This window comes from uncultured Roseobacter sp. (genome assembly GCF_947499265.1).
Lineage (GTDB): Bacteria > Pseudomonadota > Alphaproteobacteria > Rhodobacterales > Rhodobacteraceae > Roseobacter.
Map to the genome: position 1 here is coordinate 533,429 of NZ_CANMNK010000004.1, position 17,523 is coordinate 550,951.

The 17,523-nt window shown below is 54.0% G+C and carries 16 protein-coding genes; 6 read left to right on the top strand and 10 right to left on the bottom strand.

Annotated features, from left to right (window positions below; genetic code table 11):
* The first annotated feature begins 750 nt into the window (after nt 1–750).
* Both Q1A63_RS13655 and Q1A63_RS13660 read left to right on the top strand, forming a co-directional pair.
* Nucleotides 751–1,077, top strand: a complete 327-nt coding sequence (locus tag Q1A63_RS13655; RefSeq protein WP_299632074.1) for a hypothetical protein — start codon at nt 751–753, stop codon at nt 1,075–1,077.
* Nucleotides 1,064–2,593 carry a hypothetical protein gene (locus tag Q1A63_RS13660; RefSeq protein ID WP_299632075.1) on the top strand — a complete coding sequence of 510 codons (1,530 nt, stop codon included), beginning with the start codon at nt 1,064–1,066 and terminating at the stop codon, nt 2,591–2,593. The genes Q1A63_RS13655 and Q1A63_RS13660 overlap by 14 nt, the downstream gene beginning before the upstream one ends.
* 74 nt (nt 2,594–2,667) lie before the next feature.
* Here the strand turns inward: Q1A63_RS13660 and Q1A63_RS13665 are convergent, their stop codons facing one another.
* The 4 genes from Q1A63_RS13665 to Q1A63_RS13680 form a co-directional block, all read right to left on the bottom strand.
* The gene (locus tag Q1A63_RS13665) at nt 2,668–3,078 is read right to left on the bottom strand and encodes a hypothetical protein (RefSeq protein WP_299632076.1); all 411 of its coding nucleotides are present in this window, start codon (nt 3,076–3,078) and stop codon (nt 2,668–2,670) included.
* 288 nt (nt 3,079–3,366) lie between these two features.
* On the bottom strand, nt 3,367–3,738 hold the full coding sequence (locus tag Q1A63_RS13670; RefSeq protein ID WP_299632077.1) for a hypothetical protein: 372 nt from the start codon (nt 3,736–3,738) through the stop codon (nt 3,367–3,369).
* A gap of 76 nt (nt 3,739–3,814) precedes the next feature.
* Nucleotides 3,815–4,963 (bottom strand): AAA family ATPase, encoded by a 1,149-nt coding sequence (locus Q1A63_RS13675; RefSeq protein ID WP_299632078.1) that lies wholly within the window; start codon nt 4,961–4,963, stop codon nt 3,815–3,817.
* The gene (locus Q1A63_RS13680) at nt 4,956–5,705 is read right to left on the bottom strand and encodes an RNA ligase family protein (protein ID WP_299632079.1); all 750 of its coding nucleotides are present in this window, start codon (nt 5,703–5,705) and stop codon (nt 4,956–4,958) included. Before Q1A63_RS13680 ends, Q1A63_RS13675 begins: the two co-directional genes overlap by 8 nt.
* Nucleotides 5,706–6,071: 366 nt before the next feature.
* On the opposite strand from Q1A63_RS13680, the gene Q1A63_RS13685 reads away from it, so the two are divergent.
* The gene (locus Q1A63_RS13685; protein ID WP_299632080.1) at nt 6,072–6,743 is read left to right on the top strand and encodes a hypothetical protein; all 672 of its coding nucleotides are present in this window, start codon (nt 6,072–6,074) and stop codon (nt 6,741–6,743) included.
* A 345-nt stretch (nt 6,744–7,088) separates the two neighbouring features.
* Here the strand turns inward: Q1A63_RS13685 and Q1A63_RS13690 are convergent, their stop codons facing one another.
* Nucleotides 7,089–10,781, bottom strand: coding sequence for an SIR2 family protein (locus Q1A63_RS13690; RefSeq protein WP_299632081.1), 3,693 nt, complete (start codon nt 10,779–10,781; stop codon nt 7,089–7,091).
* A 307-nt stretch (nt 10,782–11,088) separates the two neighbouring features.
* Between Q1A63_RS13690 and Q1A63_RS13695 the strand changes: the two genes are divergently transcribed.
* Both Q1A63_RS13695 and Q1A63_RS13700 read left to right on the top strand, forming a co-directional pair.
* Nucleotides 11,089–11,661 carry a recombinase family protein gene (locus tag Q1A63_RS13695; RefSeq protein ID WP_299632082.1) on the top strand — a complete coding sequence of 191 codons (573 nt, stop codon included), beginning with the start codon at nt 11,089–11,091 and terminating at the stop codon, nt 11,659–11,661.
* Nucleotides 11,662–11,921: 260 nt separating this feature from the next.
* On the top strand, nt 11,922–12,713 hold the full coding sequence (locus Q1A63_RS13700) for an abortive infection family protein (protein WP_299632083.1): 792 nt from the start codon (nt 11,922–11,924) through the stop codon (nt 12,711–12,713).
* Here the strand turns inward: Q1A63_RS13700 and Q1A63_RS13705 are convergent.
* The gene (locus Q1A63_RS13705; protein WP_366524358.1) at nt 12,710–13,669 is read right to left on the bottom strand and encodes an SOS response-associated peptidase; all 960 of its coding nucleotides are present in this window, start codon (nt 13,667–13,669) and stop codon (nt 12,710–12,712) included. The genes Q1A63_RS13700 and Q1A63_RS13705 overlap by 4 nt on opposite strands.
* 180 nt (nt 13,670–13,849) lie before the next feature.
* Nucleotides 13,850–15,154 (bottom strand): hypothetical protein, encoded by a 1,305-nt coding sequence (locus Q1A63_RS13710; RefSeq protein WP_299632084.1) that lies wholly within the window; start codon nt 15,152–15,154, stop codon nt 13,850–13,852.
* A gap of 366 nt (nt 15,155–15,520) precedes the next feature.
* Here Q1A63_RS13710 and Q1A63_RS13715 point away from each other — a divergent pair, with 366 nt between their 5' ends.
* The gene (locus tag Q1A63_RS13715; RefSeq protein ID WP_299632085.1) at nt 15,521–15,709 is read left to right on the top strand and encodes a hypothetical protein; all 189 of its coding nucleotides are present in this window, start codon (nt 15,521–15,523) and stop codon (nt 15,707–15,709) included.
* Nucleotides 15,710–16,168: 459 nt separating this feature from the next.
* On the opposite strand, the gene Q1A63_RS13720 is transcribed toward Q1A63_RS13715, so the two are convergent.
* From Q1A63_RS13720 to Q1A63_RS13730, 3 genes are read right to left on the bottom strand one after another with little or no spacing between them, the layout of a single operon-like run.
* The gene (locus tag Q1A63_RS13720; RefSeq protein WP_299632086.1) at nt 16,169–16,981 is read right to left on the bottom strand and encodes a heparin lyase I family protein; all 813 of its coding nucleotides are present in this window, start codon (nt 16,979–16,981) and stop codon (nt 16,169–16,171) included.
* On the bottom strand, nt 16,978–17,298 hold the full coding sequence (locus Q1A63_RS13725; protein WP_299632087.1) for a hypothetical protein: 321 nt from the start codon (nt 17,296–17,298) through the stop codon (nt 16,978–16,980). The genes Q1A63_RS13720 and Q1A63_RS13725 overlap by 4 nt, the downstream gene beginning before the upstream one ends.
* The gene (locus Q1A63_RS13730) at nt 17,291–17,494 is read right to left on the bottom strand and encodes a hypothetical protein (RefSeq protein WP_299632088.1); all 204 of its coding nucleotides are present in this window, start codon (nt 17,492–17,494) and stop codon (nt 17,291–17,293) included. The genes Q1A63_RS13725 and Q1A63_RS13730 overlap by 8 nt, the downstream gene beginning before the upstream one ends.
* Between the last annotated feature and the right edge of the window lie 29 nt (nt 17,495–17,523).

Sequence of the window (17,523 nt, forward strand, 5' to 3'; positions counted from 1 at the left end):
TTGAGCGACGGTGACCAACCGACCAATAAAATGCTGCTCGTTTCTGCATTCTGTACCTCCCGCTGCACTTCTGGTGCGGGGGTGCATTTATCCATGTGTCACTCAGTTGCCTTGCCTTTGATGCCTGGTGTGGCCGAGTAATTTTTCTACCGCTCTTTGCGCCCTATGCCTTTAAGAATTGGGCAAGATCCAACTCATCCCCTTTTTCCCGGCCCGGTGATCTTGCGTTGGGCAACGCGGCGCGGGGCTTTTCCAACAAACGCGGCGCGGTATGCGCGCAAATCATGGGCTGCTTGAAATAAAACTAACCTGTCTGGGTGCGACTAGATACACTATTTGACACATGCAATATGTCCCACCAGTGGGTCGCACCGGATGGTTTTGCGCTCGAAAAACGGATATTAGAAAAAATGGTGGGCGACCCTGGAATCGAAGTCTGCATGAGGTATAGGCAGCATCTGAGTATCTGTAGTTATTGAAGACTTCTGAGTTTCTGGTGTGAAAGGCTGGATGATTGTATCGAGAGAGTCAAAAAATGTATCGAAACTTCACTGGCAGTTACTTTTCTATTGGCACACGAAAATGGGTGCAACACTGTATCGCCGCGTCAGGCGCGGGCCAATATGGTCGGCAGATTCCTGCACTTTCCCATGTCTGGATAGCCTAACACATTGGTCTTCTTGATGACGATGGTAACGGCCACGCAAGTGACGTAAGCTAACAAAGCTAGAAAAAGGTCTGACCGTCGATATGAGTGAGTTTATAGTCCGCGTCCCCGCAGATGTTGCTGGCGACTTCCAGGTCTTCTGGAAGGACCTCAGAGTCGCTGAGGCGTTGGATCAGGACATCGATCTAGGAGAGCCGATCCTATCCGATAATTTTGATGGAGCAGCGGTAGCGGCTTGGGTGGTATCGATTTCTCCTTACATCGCTCCCGTCATAACGGCGGTCTTCGGCTACCTGGTGGCCAAAAGGGGTGAGCTAGAGATTCAAAAGGGCGATACCACTATCCGGATGAAGAACCTCAAACCCTCGCAGTTGAAAGAGTTTTTGGCAGCAATTGATGACCACCTTTAGTGGTCTCGACCCATCTGAACGACAGAAGGTTAAGTCGCTCTTCAGACGAAAGGTCGCGCATCCAGTCATCTTGAGAGATCGTCGTCAGATACGAGCAGCCAGCGGCTATCTGAGTGCTGTATTCGGCCTCGGCGAGGAAACTCCAAATGCCCTGCCAGTATCAACACTAGAGTGGTCAAGCACCACCTTGTCGTTCGGCTCCAAGCAGCTTGCACTGATCGACGTGGAGCAGGCGAATGCTGTGAGCTTCCTCTTGGCCAAGAGCTTCTTACACGAAAGGCCGATATTCCCTTATATCGAGTTCATGGTCCGGGCATCTGAATTCTTCTATAGCACCGACCAGAAGGGGCTGGCTCTGCTGGTTGCTAAGAAGGCAAACGACAGGCTGCGGCGCTACGCTCGTTCACAAAAGCACTTCCCGCGTTTTCCGCGGCCTATTGCACCAAACGAGGAAGCCTTCAACGCGCTCACTTCAGGCATGGTGCTGTCCTTTGTTACTGGGCACGAGATCGGCCATCTCGCCCTGAACAAGCCTGGGCCGCTGAACGAAATAGCCGCATGGGTGACCGCCACCTATGAAGATAACGAGAGCGAAGCGAATAGGCATTCTCCTGGTCAGTCTATCCGCTTCTTGAAACCGGAGTGTGTGCAGAAATTCAACGCCGACGGTGTCTTCAGTGGCGACATAATCCAAGGGATCAAGTTCAGAGATCGGTGGGACTATCTCAAGCAACTTCAGCAAGGAGAGGCATTCTCTGATGTGCTGGGACTGGTGGCAATGACGCACGCAGCGTCCGAGGCGCGGGTAGAGCCCGACGTAGCTGCGCTCGTTGTGGTAGAAATGCTTGAGTTCACAGAAATGCTCATGGCCCTGAAGCGGCTCCTACCTCGGCTCCCTGTGCGCGGTTCCAGCGCGAATGTGTCATATGAACCCACGTCACTTGGATTTCGGCGTTTCATGTTTGTTGAGGCGGTTCAGGCGATGAAGGAGCGGACCCTCCCGCTTCCCGACATCGTTCTGTCTTACTGGAGTGGTTTATCCGAGAGCGCACTGTCAAACCTGAAGAGGGCGAACCAGTCTGGAGAACTATACAGTGTCTCGAACAGATCGGTGCACATAGCTCGTGGTGCGTTGTTAGTTAGTAGCCTAGGGCACATGCCGGAAGCTCCATCTGAAGAGACGATCCACGAAACATTTGGGCCGATGGCGGGAAACGGATTCTTCTTGGCAAGTTGCCAAAAGATTCCAGAGCGTTGGTTCAGAATTAATCTTCACGATGACTGGACGCCCCGACCTGAAGATGAGGCGGTGCCGGTTGGCTATGCTTCAGCGATTTGCGACGTGGCAAACATAGTTAAAAAGAAGTCTCATTCCGATGCTGCTGACGAAATAGTCGGGCGGCAGGGTGATCTAGATCGCCCCGCGATGCTCGACCTGATACGGCATCCCCGCGAACAGGTTTTTCGTCGACGGGTGAACGGGCGTTGGCCGAATACAGTAATGCGTCACTTCTAGTCGCGTGCGCCATTTGTCAGTCATAGCTGCTTCGTCTATTCTGGTTTACTAGGTGAGGTCAAACACGCTGATCTTCAACTACTAGAGTCTGAGTGCCACTCTGCGATACTATCGTGCAGCATCCATGGAGATGGTGCTTCAAGCGTACATTCAGATGCGCCAGTGGCAGTGAACACACTCCACTCATCGTCATCTTGCATTTCCCAAGACCCGATGACCTCACCGTCGATCAGTAACACGTCCCCTTTGTATTTTTCGTCATGGTAGCCGGTCATCACTATTCCAAGCCGAACCTGAGCGCCGTTCTCCACGAGTTCGCAAACGGCCTTAAATTGCTGCGAGATGCTATCTACAGTTGAACCGGTGAACTCACCATTCTCAAATACCTTGTACCTAAGGATGCCTGAGTAGCTTCCGTCTGCGCGGCTCGAAATCTCACAAGACATTTCGCCGTAGATCAATGTATCTGTCTTCATGGCCTCCATGATGACCCAGATGCTTGACCGGCGCTACCCTGTCAGTGTCAGGTTTAGGTATCCCTCCTGGAAAGCGACTGTCGATAAGTGACCTGCGTCATGGCAAGCAAGAAGCAAACAGCTAGTCGCTCCAATAGGCTTTCAGTCAAAATGGTGAGACAGGTTTAAGGGGTTAAGACACCACGACAGGTATGATCAATTCTACCGGCCACCACCCAGCCTTCTGCGCCTTTCAGAGAGGTTAGGAGAGGGTTAGTGGACTGGTCAGGGAGCACCGATCAGGCACTGAGAGAGCCGCTATGGCAGTCCCAACGCCGCATACACTTCAATGAAGCTGGGCACGTCAATGACCCTCGGTAGCCGCCGACGCTCTCCTGTGTGCCGTTCCATTTCAGCCTCGGCTTTTTTGTAAACCCTATTCAACTGTAGTAGCCGGGCCGGGATGCCATGGTTGCCACCAACTCTCGACCACGCCTCCATCACAAACGGCTGCAACCGCATCTCATAAGCCAAATCGGCTATTGTGATTGGGCCACCATCATTGCCCGCGAAGATGGGCAAACGCCGCAGAAACGCACGTAACTCCTCATCACCGGCATGGTTCAGAAACTCCAGGGCGTCGGGTAGATCAGACGACAACGTGTTTGCTCGATAATCTGGTTTGCTCATTTCATGTTCCTTTTGGTCCGAGCCCAGTAGGTTCTCGATCCTCCAGGATATTTACCCTGCCGGTTAGTATTGGCGGTCATGATACAACAAGCAGGCTGTGAGCCTCCCACATCTGTGGTGGTTCCAGCTTCTTCGCCAGGTGATCAATCACAGCATCAGGTACCGCATCCTGACGATCCCGGTTCTGACGGCGCAGTTGATCAGGGCCGGGTTCGAGGTAGACAATCTCGATCCGGGCACCGTAGTCCCGCAGTAGCCGCAGAACCCGTGATCGGTTCTGTCGTGTCACATTGGTAGCGTTCCAGGCAAAATCACGTCCTGCCCGCAGGTGCTCTCTGGCCCGTTCATGTGCGGCTTGAATGACCTGACCTTGGTTGTCAGTTGCAGTGACGCCCAGTTCGGCCCGGATGAGGTCGAGACTAACAACCGGGTGTTCCGGGCGGTGCTTATTGATCCAGGTATCTTTCCCCGCTCCAGGCAGGCCGGACATGACTGTGACAGTGCACGGGAATGCCTCGTGTGCCGTGTAATGTGGATCGCGGTTCTCCAGTTCGAAGAAAGCGACACGGCTTTCATCATTGGCGAAGGTGAACGGATGGTCCCAGCAACCGGCCTCCTGGAACGTCAACGTAGCGAGGCTAACACTCTCCAGTATCGCCTGCTGATCGCGACATATCCGACCCAGCGCATCGGCCTTGGCATGGAGGCACAGATGATCCGGTCTGCATCGCCACGATGTCTCAATCGCCAAACGTTGCGGATCAGGGCGTTCGATCAGCCAGAACGGAAGTTGGTGTTGGGCGATGATCCCGCACAGCGCCTCACTCCAGGCAAACGGAGACCCCGCATACCACAGCAGTTCCCGTGCGATGGATGCACCGACACGGGAATGACCACGGGAAGATATGCGTCCGTCATCCTCATGCTTTGTCACGGCGGGCTTGCCGACATCATGCAAGACGGCGGCCCAGAACAGGTTGGCACGGTCCAGATCGGGAAGAGCCTGCCAGTCAGGGTCCGCTACCAGAGCCTCCACCACCATACGTGTATGGGTGCCAACATCACCTTCGGCATGGTGGACCGGGTCCTGCGGGCAGGTGTCGAGTACGACAAGCTCCGGCCACAGAGACCAAATCTCGCCCCAGTCCACCTGCCAAACTGGACCAGAGGGCACCAAGTCCAGCAGGTTTTCATGGGTTACGACGGGTTTGACGGGTTTAAGCATCGTAGGCCCCCTCCATACCCAGCGTGGGTGCAAAGATATCGACGCCATCGGCCAAGCCGTTGGCCAGGATCGGACGGTCATGCCAGTGTCCGTCAGCCGCCTCAATCGCCTGTAAGAAATCAGCACGGACGAACTTCAAGCGGTTCTCCACGTGGTCCGCACTTTCCTGCTTCAGATACAGTCCTTCGGCCAGATCGCTATCCTCTGTCTGCTGGTCAACCATATCGGGGCGGCTGCCAGACCGCTCTGCTGCCAGTACCAGTGCGTCACGCCACTCTTCCGATTTGTACGGCGAAGGCCGGATCAGGCTGACCAGTTGGTCAACGGACCTGATCTCGCCTGCATGGACGACAGGCACCGGCATGATCGGCAGTCCGGTCAGCAAAGCCCGACGAGCCGCCGTGCTCAGGAACAGGCCAGTGTCCCGGTCTAGCACATCGAACTCCATGAAGTAATGGGGCAGTCGGTCGTAGAACACCGTATGTTTGGCATACATCCATTCGCCATACATGACGAAGCGGTGCCCCAGCACCGGGTGCAGGACATGTGCATGGGCCGCAGCCCAGGTCTTGAGCAAGGCGAAGTGCCTTTCCCGGCCACCACCGGTCAGATAGTGCCCGCGGCTTTGCAGCAGCAGGTTGCCATCCACGTCGAAGGACACAGCGGAATTGGCCCCGTCGAGCTTTTCTTCGACAATCAAGGGCTGGCCTGAAAGCTCTTTAATTGGTTTGTCATCCGCCATATCGCCGACCTGAAGGCGCGAACCTTCAATGTGCCGCGTACGCGGGTATTTCTGGATAGTCATAACAGTCTCACAATGTATCGATTGGTCACACAAAAACGCCCGGCAGGATTTATCAGGGCGTAGGTTTGATCATGTGCGCGGCGATTACATCGGACTTCCGTGGGGTTCGGGGTTGAGACAGATAGACTGGATAGTCTGATAGCTGATTCCAATCAAGCCTGGCCTAGGTGAGGCCCTGTTCCAGTCCGCAACCGAACCGCTTTGTAAGTAGCCGTTGGCGCTGATCGCAGCCAACTTATATTCGTTCATCTCGACTACTTTAACCGACACGGTTAGCTTACGATTGCAATTACGCCAGTCCGCGTGTCCTCGGAGTGCAAAGCATTGGAAAGCTTCTTAAAGAGTTATACCGTCGCATGGGAAGTTGTAAGAGCAGCAGTTTTACGTCCCCAGCAATTCTACCGGGTAGTCGTCGCTGAGATCAATCTTGTCTCCTTGGTGTTGTTCTACTTTCAGTTTCAAGCCGCCGTTATCTGGATTTCGACAAGGCTCTTTGCAGCAGATGAAAGCACAAGCGCGGAGAGTTTCTTCGAGCAGAGTTTAATTGTCACCGTTCACGGAGTGATACTGTCCACGCTGGTGATATCGATGATTATCTATGCCTTGCTGAGAATTATGAGCGTTCCTGTTTCCTTCGGCCAGATAGCCAAATACATCGCTGTGACATTCTTGGTCGGTCAAATGATAGTCGCAGGATTGCAACTATTCCTTGAGTACTACGTGTACGCCCAATCCGGTGGATACGCATGGATGGAGGATTGGCGAGAACCGGAACCGTTCTACTCAACATTGAGCAATTTCATTGTTAACTCAGTCCTTGCACCAGGTGTTTTCATTGCTTCTGGAGTTTTGTTGGCTATCTCATCTAACCAAGTCCTAAAGGTCGGTTCCGCATTTGCACTTGGAGTTCTCTTCCACATCTTAATTCTGACGCCATTCGCATCGCACTTCTGGCTGCAATTCCTCCAAGTGTAACTGTAGACGAAGCATGTGGTGCAATCGACGTGGCCAACGCCGACCTTGGCGCATCCGAAAAAGGCGTACCTGGTCTGCGTCGTGCTTATGCAGCACCGCTCTACATGACGGCAGGTGGAAGGATAATACCAACAGATGTCGGTCGATCCGTGCCATGCTGATAAGCGCAGAATCCAGGAAGGTCGGTATGACAGGATGCGTTGAACCATGGGCAAGGTCTGCTATCAGACATGATGCGATCTTACCCTGACCCGAAGCACTTTGGGGTACCACAGAGGCTTGCAGCGACGGGTCGTCAAAGCTTAGTACCGTTCTGTCGTGACACATTCCCGTTGAATGAAGTGGTCAGTTGCTCTCGACGAGATCAATGAGTCGCAGGTATCGATGGTCCGACCTAAGCTCCGGTGCAGTGTCATCAATTACTGCCAGTATCTTCGGTAGCTCATAAGGCGGCCTGCTGAGCTTTCGTGGTGTCACCGTGTGGACTAGATCAAGGGTCGTATCTGGGAATTGTGCTGTCAGTGGGGTCTCGCCATCCAACTCCCTGGTAAACCGATAGAATGGATGTCGATCCGTTTCCACGGGAACCAGGAACTGCTTGATCGCTGCATACACGGCGGGAAAGTCCTGGGCCGTGTCATCCATGAGACTTACCCACGATGAGGTCGAGGAAGCCGTTCGATATGTGCGCTCTCTGGGCCAAACATCTTGGATGAATGGGATAACCAGTTCGTTCCATCCATCCTCGTTGCGTTGCCCAACCTGGCCAAGCCAAAAGATCACGTCGTTACGGGTGTCTTCAGACATATTCCGCAACACGTTACGCATCTCATTCCTGGTCAGCCCATGAGGCTCATCCCGATTGAAGATGCACATGAAACCAAGCCATTGCGCCGCCACCTTCGAGAGGTCACGATCCCATTGCTGCTGGTAGACCCATGGCACCAACTCCAAGAGTAGTGGCTTAGTCAGACTAGCCAGTTGTGGTCGTGGCACCCTCTGGCCATGTAGAAATCCATTCCATGCGGGCTCTGCCGCCGGGTGTTCGAATGCCAGCATCGGCACTAACCGTTCCTCGGTCCAGTCAGGATCAACAAACATCAACCAATTCAGTTTGCTTGCGGTGATAGAGACGGCATGGTCCGACCCTTCGCCTGGCGCAGCAAAGAGGCGTTCCAGTCGCGACTTAATATAATCGGGAACCAGTGAACCAGCTTCTTGCTGTTCTCCGGGAACAGCGCGGAACAGAGCACCTGTACACATACCCAACGGGCCGTTGATCGCATGGCCGTATGTGCGGCGTGACCGATCAATGACCTGACCGCCCCGACGAACTTCACCAAGACCGCTTTCTGCTGCGTTAGGTCCTCCGTCTATGATCCCATCGACGATATGATCGAAGACCAACCACCCAAGATCAGTGTCGAACTCTAGAATGCTCTCAAGGTTTTGCTCAATCCACCGCCCAAGTGTGTGTCCAAGCTCTTTAACCACCGTATTCGGCAATCGGGAAAGTCGGTGCAAGAAGACCTGCCGCAGTCGTGGTGAGATATCGGCTGGCATTTCGTTGACCAGTGCACTCCAGAACCCCTGAGGATAGTCCCCATCCTTCGAAGCAACAGTAAGTGCCGACAGTGCTTTTGCAGGTTTCGCTTTCACTAATCCGGTGAAGGGCCGCCTTTCGGTGAAGTTGTCGAAGTCTCGCTCCAGGTCTTGCTTGGCCCTGGTAACAACCTGACTCACAGGGAGATCGATTACGACATCTGGTGTTTCATCAGTACCGACCCATCCGACACGGCTGCCTCGCTGGGTAACCGTTGAAGTGGCCCATCCGTCGCCCCATCTGTCGATGCCAGAGATAATCTCCGCCAACCGTGCTCCTTGAGCTTCGGGCAAGACACATCCCTGTAGTTCGAGATAACGAGCATACCTTGCTGCAAACTCGTCGCGGATGCCGGGATACTCCTCGTCGGACCAGTATGACGCCTTGTCAGGCCCGCGCAGGAGGCGTTCAGCCAGTTCGATCCGGTCATCATCGGTAAATGTTGGCCATCTATCGACGATCAGGAACATCAATTCGCGGGAGACATCCGTATCCCAAAAAATATCCTGGTCCAAAGCCAGCAGTCTAGAAGCGACCTGATCAGCGGTGAATAATTTTGTCTTGGAGAATGCATATAGCCTCAGCTTGCGGAAGAAGTATCTGTCGATCTCCGGCCAGGTAAGAACATGCCCAAGGGCGGTATCTTGGTCATGCTCGGCCAGCCTATCGAAGAGTTCGATAAACAGCCCCATCACCTCGCCAGCATCAGAAGCCCGCTCTTCGCCATCCACTTCACGTCCAGGGTAGCAGGTCGGTGTGACGAAGTAGGTTGTGCCGATGTCGGCCAACATACCGGACGCCGCGACCATCCCTTGTTCCAACAAGCCACACACTGACCCAAGCATGTCATCTGGGACGGGTAAGTCCTCGTTGTGCCGCTCAAGAAACTTCACCTCAAATTGTCCGAGGTCACCGAGGCGTAGGTCGCCCCATTCTCCACTAGGCGGCTGAACACCACCAAGGCGGTAGGGTGGCTTGATCTCGATCCGTGGCGCACAAATCCGACCGAAGTCCCGCAGAACGCTTGAGTTCCATCCTTCAGTGTCTATGCGCTTCTTTACATCAAACCAATCGCCGTCCCACTGACGATTCCTAGGGTCTTTGTGGTGTTCAATGATCAGGTTCCAGGTATGCCGGGCTTGCTCATGCAAGTCTGGCAACTGCGCGATCCGCCACGCTAGGTGCTGTAGAAGGCGAGGGTGAAGACCGTTCTGCCTGATCGCCCACCACGCCAGAACGGGGCTGTTAACGTTCTTCCCGATCCAGGTGAGGAGATGCCACAGCCGAGGTGGGACAGCTTCGTATCCTTCGGCTTGTCGTCCTCCGAGACGGTGCGGCTCATTTGGGTTCTCATCCCCGTGACGCCAAACCAGCAGGCTGTCGTTTGTGACGCCACGTCGATAATCCTCATCTGTGATGCGAGGCAGGTCGTCGTCTAGGCCATAGGCATCCCGTGGATCAAAGGTCTCCGCATCATCGCCGTAGCCAGTAGCTTCCTGGGCAGATCGGACATTGGCATCCAAGACACAGACCCATTCAGGATGTGCGGACGGCTCGGCCTCTGTGAAGAGCTTCGCACCTGGCACGGACTTTAGCACATGTGCCATCTGTCCCCGCTGGTAGGCGAGAAGTGTCTTTGGGTCCCTTTGTGCACCATCGATCACAGATGCCCGCCATGCCCTCGGATCATCAGCACGAACAGCCCAGGCTTCCATGGTCTGCCATAGATGGTCGTGATCGGTGTAAGCGATAGCTGTGACCCCTCGATCCCGCCACTTCGCCTCAATGCCTTCTGGTGTCCCCCTGTCAAACGCGAAGAGGCGGGACCGATCATACTGACCATCGTGGTTGAGACCCTGAAGTAGGTATTTGTTCGGCGGGTCTTCCGCCTGGTAGCCCACCAAGACCACAGTGTATCGTTCTAGTAGGTTCCTGATGAAGTTTGTTGCCCAGGCTTCAGAAAGATAGGCCCGCCCAAAATCTGCGCTGCTCAAGACATACGGGTGCCGTTCTGCTTCGACCTCTGCAAGCCGTCCATGAAGGTAGGTAATACCCTCGATGGACGAGCCAAATGCAAGATCGGGAAATGCGGGTGGAACATAAACCGTCGTGGGTCCTCCTGCCTCGAACAACAAATCAAAGTTGGTGGTGACGATCTGTGGCACACCATTCGGGCTAGATGACACTCGCTTGATAAGGTCATGATGACCACCTGCTGACCCGTCAACTGACGGTGCTTGCAGTCGTTCTGTCACGAGGGCGTTCACGGCGTCTTTGCCGTATTCTTGGTGAAGAAGGTTGAAGACCTGATCGAGTGGCATGTTCGAACCGGAGGGATTGTCTAGCCATGGTTGAAAGGCCGTCATGATCTCTGAGTCCACCGGCGGATCGAAGAACTCAATCACATGCTGCGTCAGACCGATGAAGCTCGGCATCCCTGACGGTAGGGATACCCCTGCGCCACATAGGAACACGACACGACCTTGATCGCATCGGTCAAGTAGGCTGTCTGGTATGATGGGGCCATCTTCATGAAATCTCATATCCTTACGATATGACCTGACCGGCGGAACGTCGATCCGTGGTGGTTATCGAAAACGAACGTTTGTGCAATTCTCGATACAGGTACTGGGAGAACCAAGCCACCACCATAAATTACACATCGCAGGATTCTTATAAACCCCTATCGAAACGAATCACTTACACCGCTACAGTGCAGATGAGTTTTGAGAAGGAGAACGAATGAACATAGGCTACGCACGTATCAGCACAGACACCCAAGTCATCGACGCCCAGATCGCGGCACTAGAGGCAGCAGGATGCCAAAAGGTATTCACTGAGGTTGCATCTGGCGCAAAGAAGGATAGACCGGTGCTGGCCGAGGTCCTTGCCTATCTTCGTCCACATGCTGAAGACAAACTAGTGGTTTACAAGCTAGACCGCATGGCCCGCAGCCTCCCACATCTGATCGAGATCATGGATCACTTGAACAGGCACGGTATCGAGTTCCAGAGCATCTCTGAAGCCATCGACACAAACACTCCAGGGGGCAGACTGTTGTTTCATGTGATGGGTGCAATTTCCGCCTTTGAACGTGACCTAATCATCGAACGGACCCAAGCGGGGTTGAGGGCTGCCAGGGAAAAAGGACGGGTTGGTGGTCGTCCTAAGAAGATGACGGATGACAAGGTGAACGCAGTCCGCGAATTGTTGTCCAACGGGACGCCCGTGAGGGACGCGGCTGCTGCGGTAGGCGTCTCGGTGCCGACACTATATCGATGGCTGCCTGGTGCTTCACGATCTTCTGAATCTTGATTTCTGCTGCACTTGGTTTCAGTCTTGGGCGTAAGATATTTGAACTTCACAGTCCTCAAGCCCTAAGGCCGCTGTGTGCAATCAAGAAGGCATCGTATCAGTCAGGTCTAGACCTCCGGCAATGCCCGTATCGGCACCTCTATGTCGTCTCAGTGGAACAATCCCTTAAAGTCCTGTTTACGTACAGTCGCGTGTTTGTGACAGTGTTGGCAATTCTCTAGTGGGACTACAGATGCGAAGTTTTTAATCGGAGATGGTAAATGAGCTACGGCCTTTTCGATGAGCCAGACATTCCCGATGACCTTTTTGAATGCGCATTGTTTCTGAGAAACAACATCATTGGCCTGACGACCCAAGGGGGTTCGGAGTCTGGGTATAAACGTGCCAGAAGGATGTTAATGGACGACCCGGAAAGTAAACGGCTTCTGCCAAACTTTGTGCGTTTCTCAAATGATGCTGCTTCGGTGCAGTCAGCGTTATCGAGTGTCGCAAGTGGCTCAGGTTCTTGGGCCATACGCCGGGGCCACGTAACCGAATCCTTCATACCTTTGTTGACCTATCTGGAGTCAGGTGGAAGTGCGGCAGACGCAACGATCACAGAGGGCCTCGACGTGTATGATGCTCCTGCAGTCCAAGCTTTTTGGGCAAAGGCTCTGGACCGGCGAACCTTGGACCCGGACGGCGCTGTTACCGCTGCAAGTACACTGCTTGAAGAGGTATGCAAACACATCATCGAAGACAGCGGAGGAGAATGGGAGGCAAAGTGGAATGTCCCGAAACTTTATGCCGAAGCTTCAAAGGTCTTGAAGCTCGCTCCAGCGCAGCACCAAGAAGAACTGTTCAAAACTATCTTAGGGAACTGTCAGAGTGTTGTTCAGAGTATTGGTTCGCTACGTAACAAAGGTGGCGATGCCCATGCCGGGGGGCGCTTGCGAGTCCCATTCAAGCCACGTCATGCCGCTTTGACGGTAAATCTAGCTGGTTCCATGGCATTGTTTTTGATCGAAACCTGGCAAGCAAGAGTTGACGAGCGGCAGGGTCGCGATTGCTAGACTCGATTTCCTACTATACGAAGTGATGCGTCTGGTAGAGACCGTTGCAACGACAGTGCGTCAGGTTCCGGTGCATTCAGCCATGTCAAGATTTCCTCGTTGGTTCTAAGGATTACGGGCATGGCTTTCGGGTGGATTGCTGCGACCTCCGCATTGGGTTCGGTTGTTAGGAACCCGAATAGGTTGGCCGTGACCTCACCCTCTTTGAGCTTCCTGACTGAAGTCCACTGGGTCCATAGTCCTGCAAAAAATGCAATCTCTTGGTCTGGCAGCTCAAACCAAACGTTCTGAAACGATCCGCCTGTGGGCTTATGCGGCTCAGCAAACGAAGTGAACGGCACCACGCACCGATGTCTGACCCCCAGCCATCTTCGCCAATGAGGTGAACGAGTGTTGCGGACATTAGTAACACCACGGTCAGTTTTCTTGCCCTTCAGTGCAAAGGCGGGGCTAGGGAGACCCCATCTGAACATAGACATCGTGAGGGCGCTATCCGCCCTGTAGATGACAGGTGCCGGGTAGTCGGGGTAAATGCCCTCAAGGGGTGGAAGGTTGCCAGTATCGTCCTTGAGGTCATCGAACAGTTCACGGATGGCCGATTGGGCCGAAGTCATTCGGTACAGATTACACACTGATAACAAGTCCTCACTGGTCCACTCGTCCTTATACACCGCGTTGTAAGGCAATCGATCCGTCGCGTCTGCAAGTTCCAGTGTGGGGAACTCTGCCAAGAACGTCTTGGCTGCATCGAGGTCACGGAAATAGACTGCTGACGCCTGTCCACCGAGTGTCGTTGAACTGTGCCAAGCAAACTGGCCGGGGCCGATATGACTGTTCAGGTACTGGTTGTAGCGGTCGAGAGCTATGCCATGTCCGTTGTCTGGCACCTTCAGCTTGACCCGGATCGGGTAGGCCGTGTCATCCAGCTTGTTACGATTGCTTGACCGTTTAACCATGTACACCCCACGGGAACAAATAGAGAACATAATGCGAGAGACGATTGATGGTCAAGCTTCACTAGTTCGTGATCAGCGATGTGAACGCATGGTAAGGAAAAACCTTGAGCAATCTCTAGCAGGACAGTCTGTAGCTAAGGTGTTCACCTAGCCAGACGCGAAGGCTCTGTTATGTTGTCTCTATGGTGGGAGCTTTCGGTGGGTGTTTGAACGCCTGTGTGATGCTTGCTGTCGTCGTCTTTGTCGTTGCTCCACCTTCAACCTTCTGCTCTCGGCATTCATCTGGTCAGATCGTCGTCTGTTCTGCTCAGACCGGGCACCATACCCAACGATTGGGATGGAAAAGCCCTCTGTGTGGTCCGTGAACACCAGTTTCTGCCCTGATGGGATCAGCGGCCCCACCTCACGCGACGTATTCAACGTTTCCATCTCCCGTTGTGCGAATAGCAGCCGGGCCCGATCATGTACTGGCATCGTCGGATACTTCGGTGTTTCCTGAAGAAGACGACGGCGAGGAGCGTCGTTGCAGTGGGTGTGTAAATCCTGAGGACGAACACCAGGCGCATCCGCAAGTTCGATACCCTGAGCAGTAAACATCATACGCTCGTCTTTGTTGTACCAGGCTCTGGCAAAGACATTCACGTGGTTGATCTTGAAGAAGTCCAGACCCAGGTCGTCCAGAAACAAGCCAAAGTCGCACAGAGCATCCTCACGCTTACGGCCTTTCAGACCATCGGTCGTTGTTCCCAGTGCGGTGACACGAATGCACCGACGGCAGTCACCCTCGGCGATCTCGGCATCACCGTTGGCACCATTGACCAGTTCTTCGAGTTTCCAGATGTAATCCAGAATGTCTTCCCAGTTCTGTTGCAAGGTTTTGTTCCGGTCCATGTGTTTGCGGTGAACACGGCGGTACCCTGGAAACTCAGCGTCTAGCAGTGACTGATACAGATCATCGCTTTGGACCCGGACCAGACGATGGGAACAGACAACGAAGGCCCCGTTTTCCGGGAAGTCCCATCCCTGATCTATGCAAAGCCGTTTCAGGGCGGCCTTGTCGAAGAACTCGTCACTGGACCGCAGATCGGGCTCAAAGGCACCAACCTCGACATAGCCAGCATCAGCGGCCTTCATGGCGTTCTGGATCGTCTTGAAGCTCTCACGGGCGACGCCAACCACTCCGCGCTGGTCGTCCGTAAAGGGGGCGATGCCATGGATAATGGTCTCCATCGTCCACTCCCCCATACAATCCTCGAAGAACAGGCTGTCGAGATCGAGGTGCATGGATCGTGCTGTCAGGTGGCGTGCAATGGCACAGAGGGGCGATGTCGGCTTTGTGCTGCCATCCAGCATGTTGATCTTCTCATAGAGGGCTTTGCACTTGGGATCGTCTATACGCTTCTTGAGAGCCTTCAGGATGCGCTTTGTGGCTTGGAGTTCCCGGATCAGATACGGCATCCGTAGGAGGCCCTCTGGGTTGCTCATGACGTAGGCAATGTATCTTGCCGAGAAGATCGTCTTGCTCAACGTGCGTTGCAGACGACCCTTCTTGGATGTTTTCCGGGCAACTTCGATTTCATCGCGATTGACCCGCCGTGTTTGGTTTCTTTGCTTCATATGCCTTGGCATCAGCCTGGGCACCCTTTGACGGACGCTGGGCTGGACGCTTCCGAGTTGATGTGCGTCAGCCACGGGGCATCAATCCACACGAAGTGGGTCTGGTCCGACATGACGTACCAGGCTGACGAGGTATTTAGGGTTGGGTTGCGCTGACCGGCGACGTTGGCCGCTACGTATGCTGTGACGGTCTTGTTTCCCTAAATATTGGTGTCACCAATCGGGAGAAAAACGATGTCAGGAAACCGTCACACCATCAGAAACCTAGACCCAGAGCTTCTGGTCGAAGCCAAGGTACATGTCCTGCAAACCGGACGCCGGTCATTGGGCGAACTGGTCAGCGACGCAATTGAACTGCTGATCGAGCATGAGACCCGTGAAGATGAACTGGACCACGTTTGTGGCCAGTCGTCCGCTGCCTGATGATGTGGCATTTGGATGTGGTGTTTGGAGGCGAAGTGCCCCCGTTTGCGCGTTTGAACATCGCATAACTCCTCTAGGATGTTACCAGGAATCGGACCTGATGGATGGCTGCGGTGAGTTTGCACCGCGCATCCCAAAGCTAGGCGAATGGCTAACGTGATTCAATGAAAATGCAGAGTGGTTGGAAAATCGTGATCTCACGTATGTTCTTGAAGAATAAACGAATTACTCCGCCCGGACGAACGCTTTGTTCTTCACGAATGCATTGGTTCGCGGTCAGTCAGATCAACAAAGCAAGGCCAACGGGGAACGGCCCCTTCAGTCACACATGACGAGCACCTGCTTCATTCTTGAAGAATGAAAAGCGCCGAAATGAAACATTTCGAAACATCATCCATCCTGTTGGCGTAGCGGCATGACCAGACCTGCCGCTTGGCGGACGGACCGTCGGACGAGAACTCACTGACCGGCTTGTCCAACCCTCTGAATACTGAGGTTGCGGTAATCAATAACAGAGGTACGGTTCCCGTCTTCTCTGCCAGATCGATAGACCCCGAAACGCAGGTACGGGCGGTGTTGGGATGGGAATGTGACCGGCTGGTTCGTGGCGAATGGCTGTTCGTTCACATAGATCGACATCTGACCCTGGTTCCTCGTGTCGATCAGGAACCGAAACTGATGCCAACGTCCAAACATGCCGGACGCAGGATAGAACTCCTTCACACGAACATAGTCAGGCCGATCATTGTGCCCACAGGTGCGGGTGCAGCCCTGCATAAAGTTTGCCAGCAGATGGGTTCGCCCAAACTGGCGGAAGAAGAACATCAAGGGCGGTTTCTGACCGGTGTGTATTTGGAAAAAGGTTTCATTGTCCCCATAAAAGCCTTCAACAAACCGCACCTGAAAGCTCACCTCGTAGACTGAGTCGCGGCGGAGGGCGTCCTCAGTCCGTATTTCTGCGCGTTCGCTGTACGGCTTACCGAATATGCGACTATGGGTTGGATCGTTGTCTGTCGGTGCCCCGCCGATGTCACCATCAGCAATTGTGAAACGGACGAAGAGGATGCCGCCCTGTTGCATTGCTTGCATTGAAGTCGGACGAGCAAGCCGTTGAGTTGCCTCGATAGCCTCCCCCAGAATACCAGATACCTGGCGTTCCACTGATGCTGGTACTCTGTAGTTCTCCGCACTCGATGGGCTACCGTTCAGAAAAAGCGCTGCGTACAACGCGGCAACGATGAATTTTGGAACGGAATGCATGATGTGGATCATTTGCTGTTTCGGAATGCGTAGGCCCGGCCTGCGGCAAAACTTGCCCATAAGATCGCGATTTGCACCCCATGATGCAGCAGGACGTAGGCGTCAGGATTTACTCCGAGTATCCCGGCTTCATAGCCGTAGAGCACTGTGTCCAAGTGCGCCGAGGTCCAGAACAGGATGAACTGTAGGAAGATCACGACACCCCAGCCGATCACCACTTCGGATGTGCTGTAGGCCAACAACCCAATGCCCAGCCCGCCCACAACCGTGACGATGAGCAGGAGGATGAGTTGCAGGCCGGTGAAGGATATCAACAGGGTTTCAATCATCGCCGTGATCCTTGGCATTCACAGTCTGGGTACATGGCTCGACACAATAGAGGCCAACCAGATCATTAGGCGTCACCAGCCCGTCCGAGGCGGCGTAGATACGCTTCATTAGTTCCTTGCGCGGCACAACCACACCATCAGAGACGCGGCTGATGGTGGCTGTCGTCGTCCCTACTGTGGTGGCAAAAGATGCCATCGTTATCCCTCTCGAAGTCAGAAAATCTT

Coding starts and splice junctions, on each gene's coding strand:
- Q1A63_RS13655 (WP_299632074.1), top strand. CDS start 751: ATGAGTGAGTTTATAGTCCGCGTCCCCGCAGATGTTGCTGGCGACTTC.
- Q1A63_RS13660 (WP_299632075.1), top strand. CDS start 1,064: ATGACCACCTTTAGTGGTCTCGACCCATCTGAACGACAGAAGGTTAAG.
- Q1A63_RS13665 (WP_299632076.1), bottom strand. CDS start 3,078: ATGGAGGCCATGAAGACAGATACATTGATCTACGGCGAAATGTCTTGT.
- Q1A63_RS13670 (WP_299632077.1), bottom strand. CDS start 3,738: ATGAGCAAACCAGATTATCGAGCAAACACGTTGTCGTCTGATCTACCC.
- Q1A63_RS13675 (WP_299632078.1), bottom strand. CDS start 4,963: ATGCTTAAACCCGTCAAACCCGTCGTAACCCATGAAAACCTGCTGGAC.
- Q1A63_RS13680 (WP_299632079.1), bottom strand. CDS start 5,705: ATGGCGGATGACAAACCAATTAAAGAGCTTTCAGGCCAGCCCTTGATT.
- Q1A63_RS13690 (WP_299632081.1), bottom strand. CDS start 10,781: ATGCCGAGCTTCATCGGTCTGACGCAGCATGTGATTGAGTTCTTCGAT.
- Q1A63_RS13695 (WP_299632082.1), top strand. CDS start 11,089: ATGAACATAGGCTACGCACGTATCAGCACAGACACCCAAGTCATCGAC.
- Q1A63_RS13700 (WP_299632083.1), top strand. CDS start 11,922: ATGAGCTACGGCCTTTTCGATGAGCCAGACATTCCCGATGACCTTTTT.
- Q1A63_RS13705 (WP_366524358.1), bottom strand. CDS start 13,669: ATGGTTAAACGGTCAAGCAATCGTAACAAGCTGGATGACACGGCCTAC.
- Q1A63_RS13710 (WP_299632084.1), bottom strand. CDS start 15,154: ATGAGCAACCCAGAGGGCCTCCTACGGATGCCGTATCTGATCCGGGAA.
- Q1A63_RS13715 (WP_299632085.1), top strand. CDS start 15,521: ATGTCAGGAAACCGTCACACCATCAGAAACCTAGACCCAGAGCTTCTG.
- Q1A63_RS13720 (WP_299632086.1), bottom strand. CDS start 16,981: ATGATCCACATCATGCATTCCGTTCCAAAATTCATCGTTGCCGCGTTG.
- Q1A63_RS13725 (WP_299632087.1), bottom strand. CDS start 17,298: ATGATTGAAACCCTGTTGATATCCTTCACCGGCCTGCAACTCATCCTC.
- Q1A63_RS13730 (WP_299632088.1), bottom strand. CDS start 17,494: ATGGCATCTTTTGCCACCACAGTAGGGACGACGACAGCCACCATCAGC.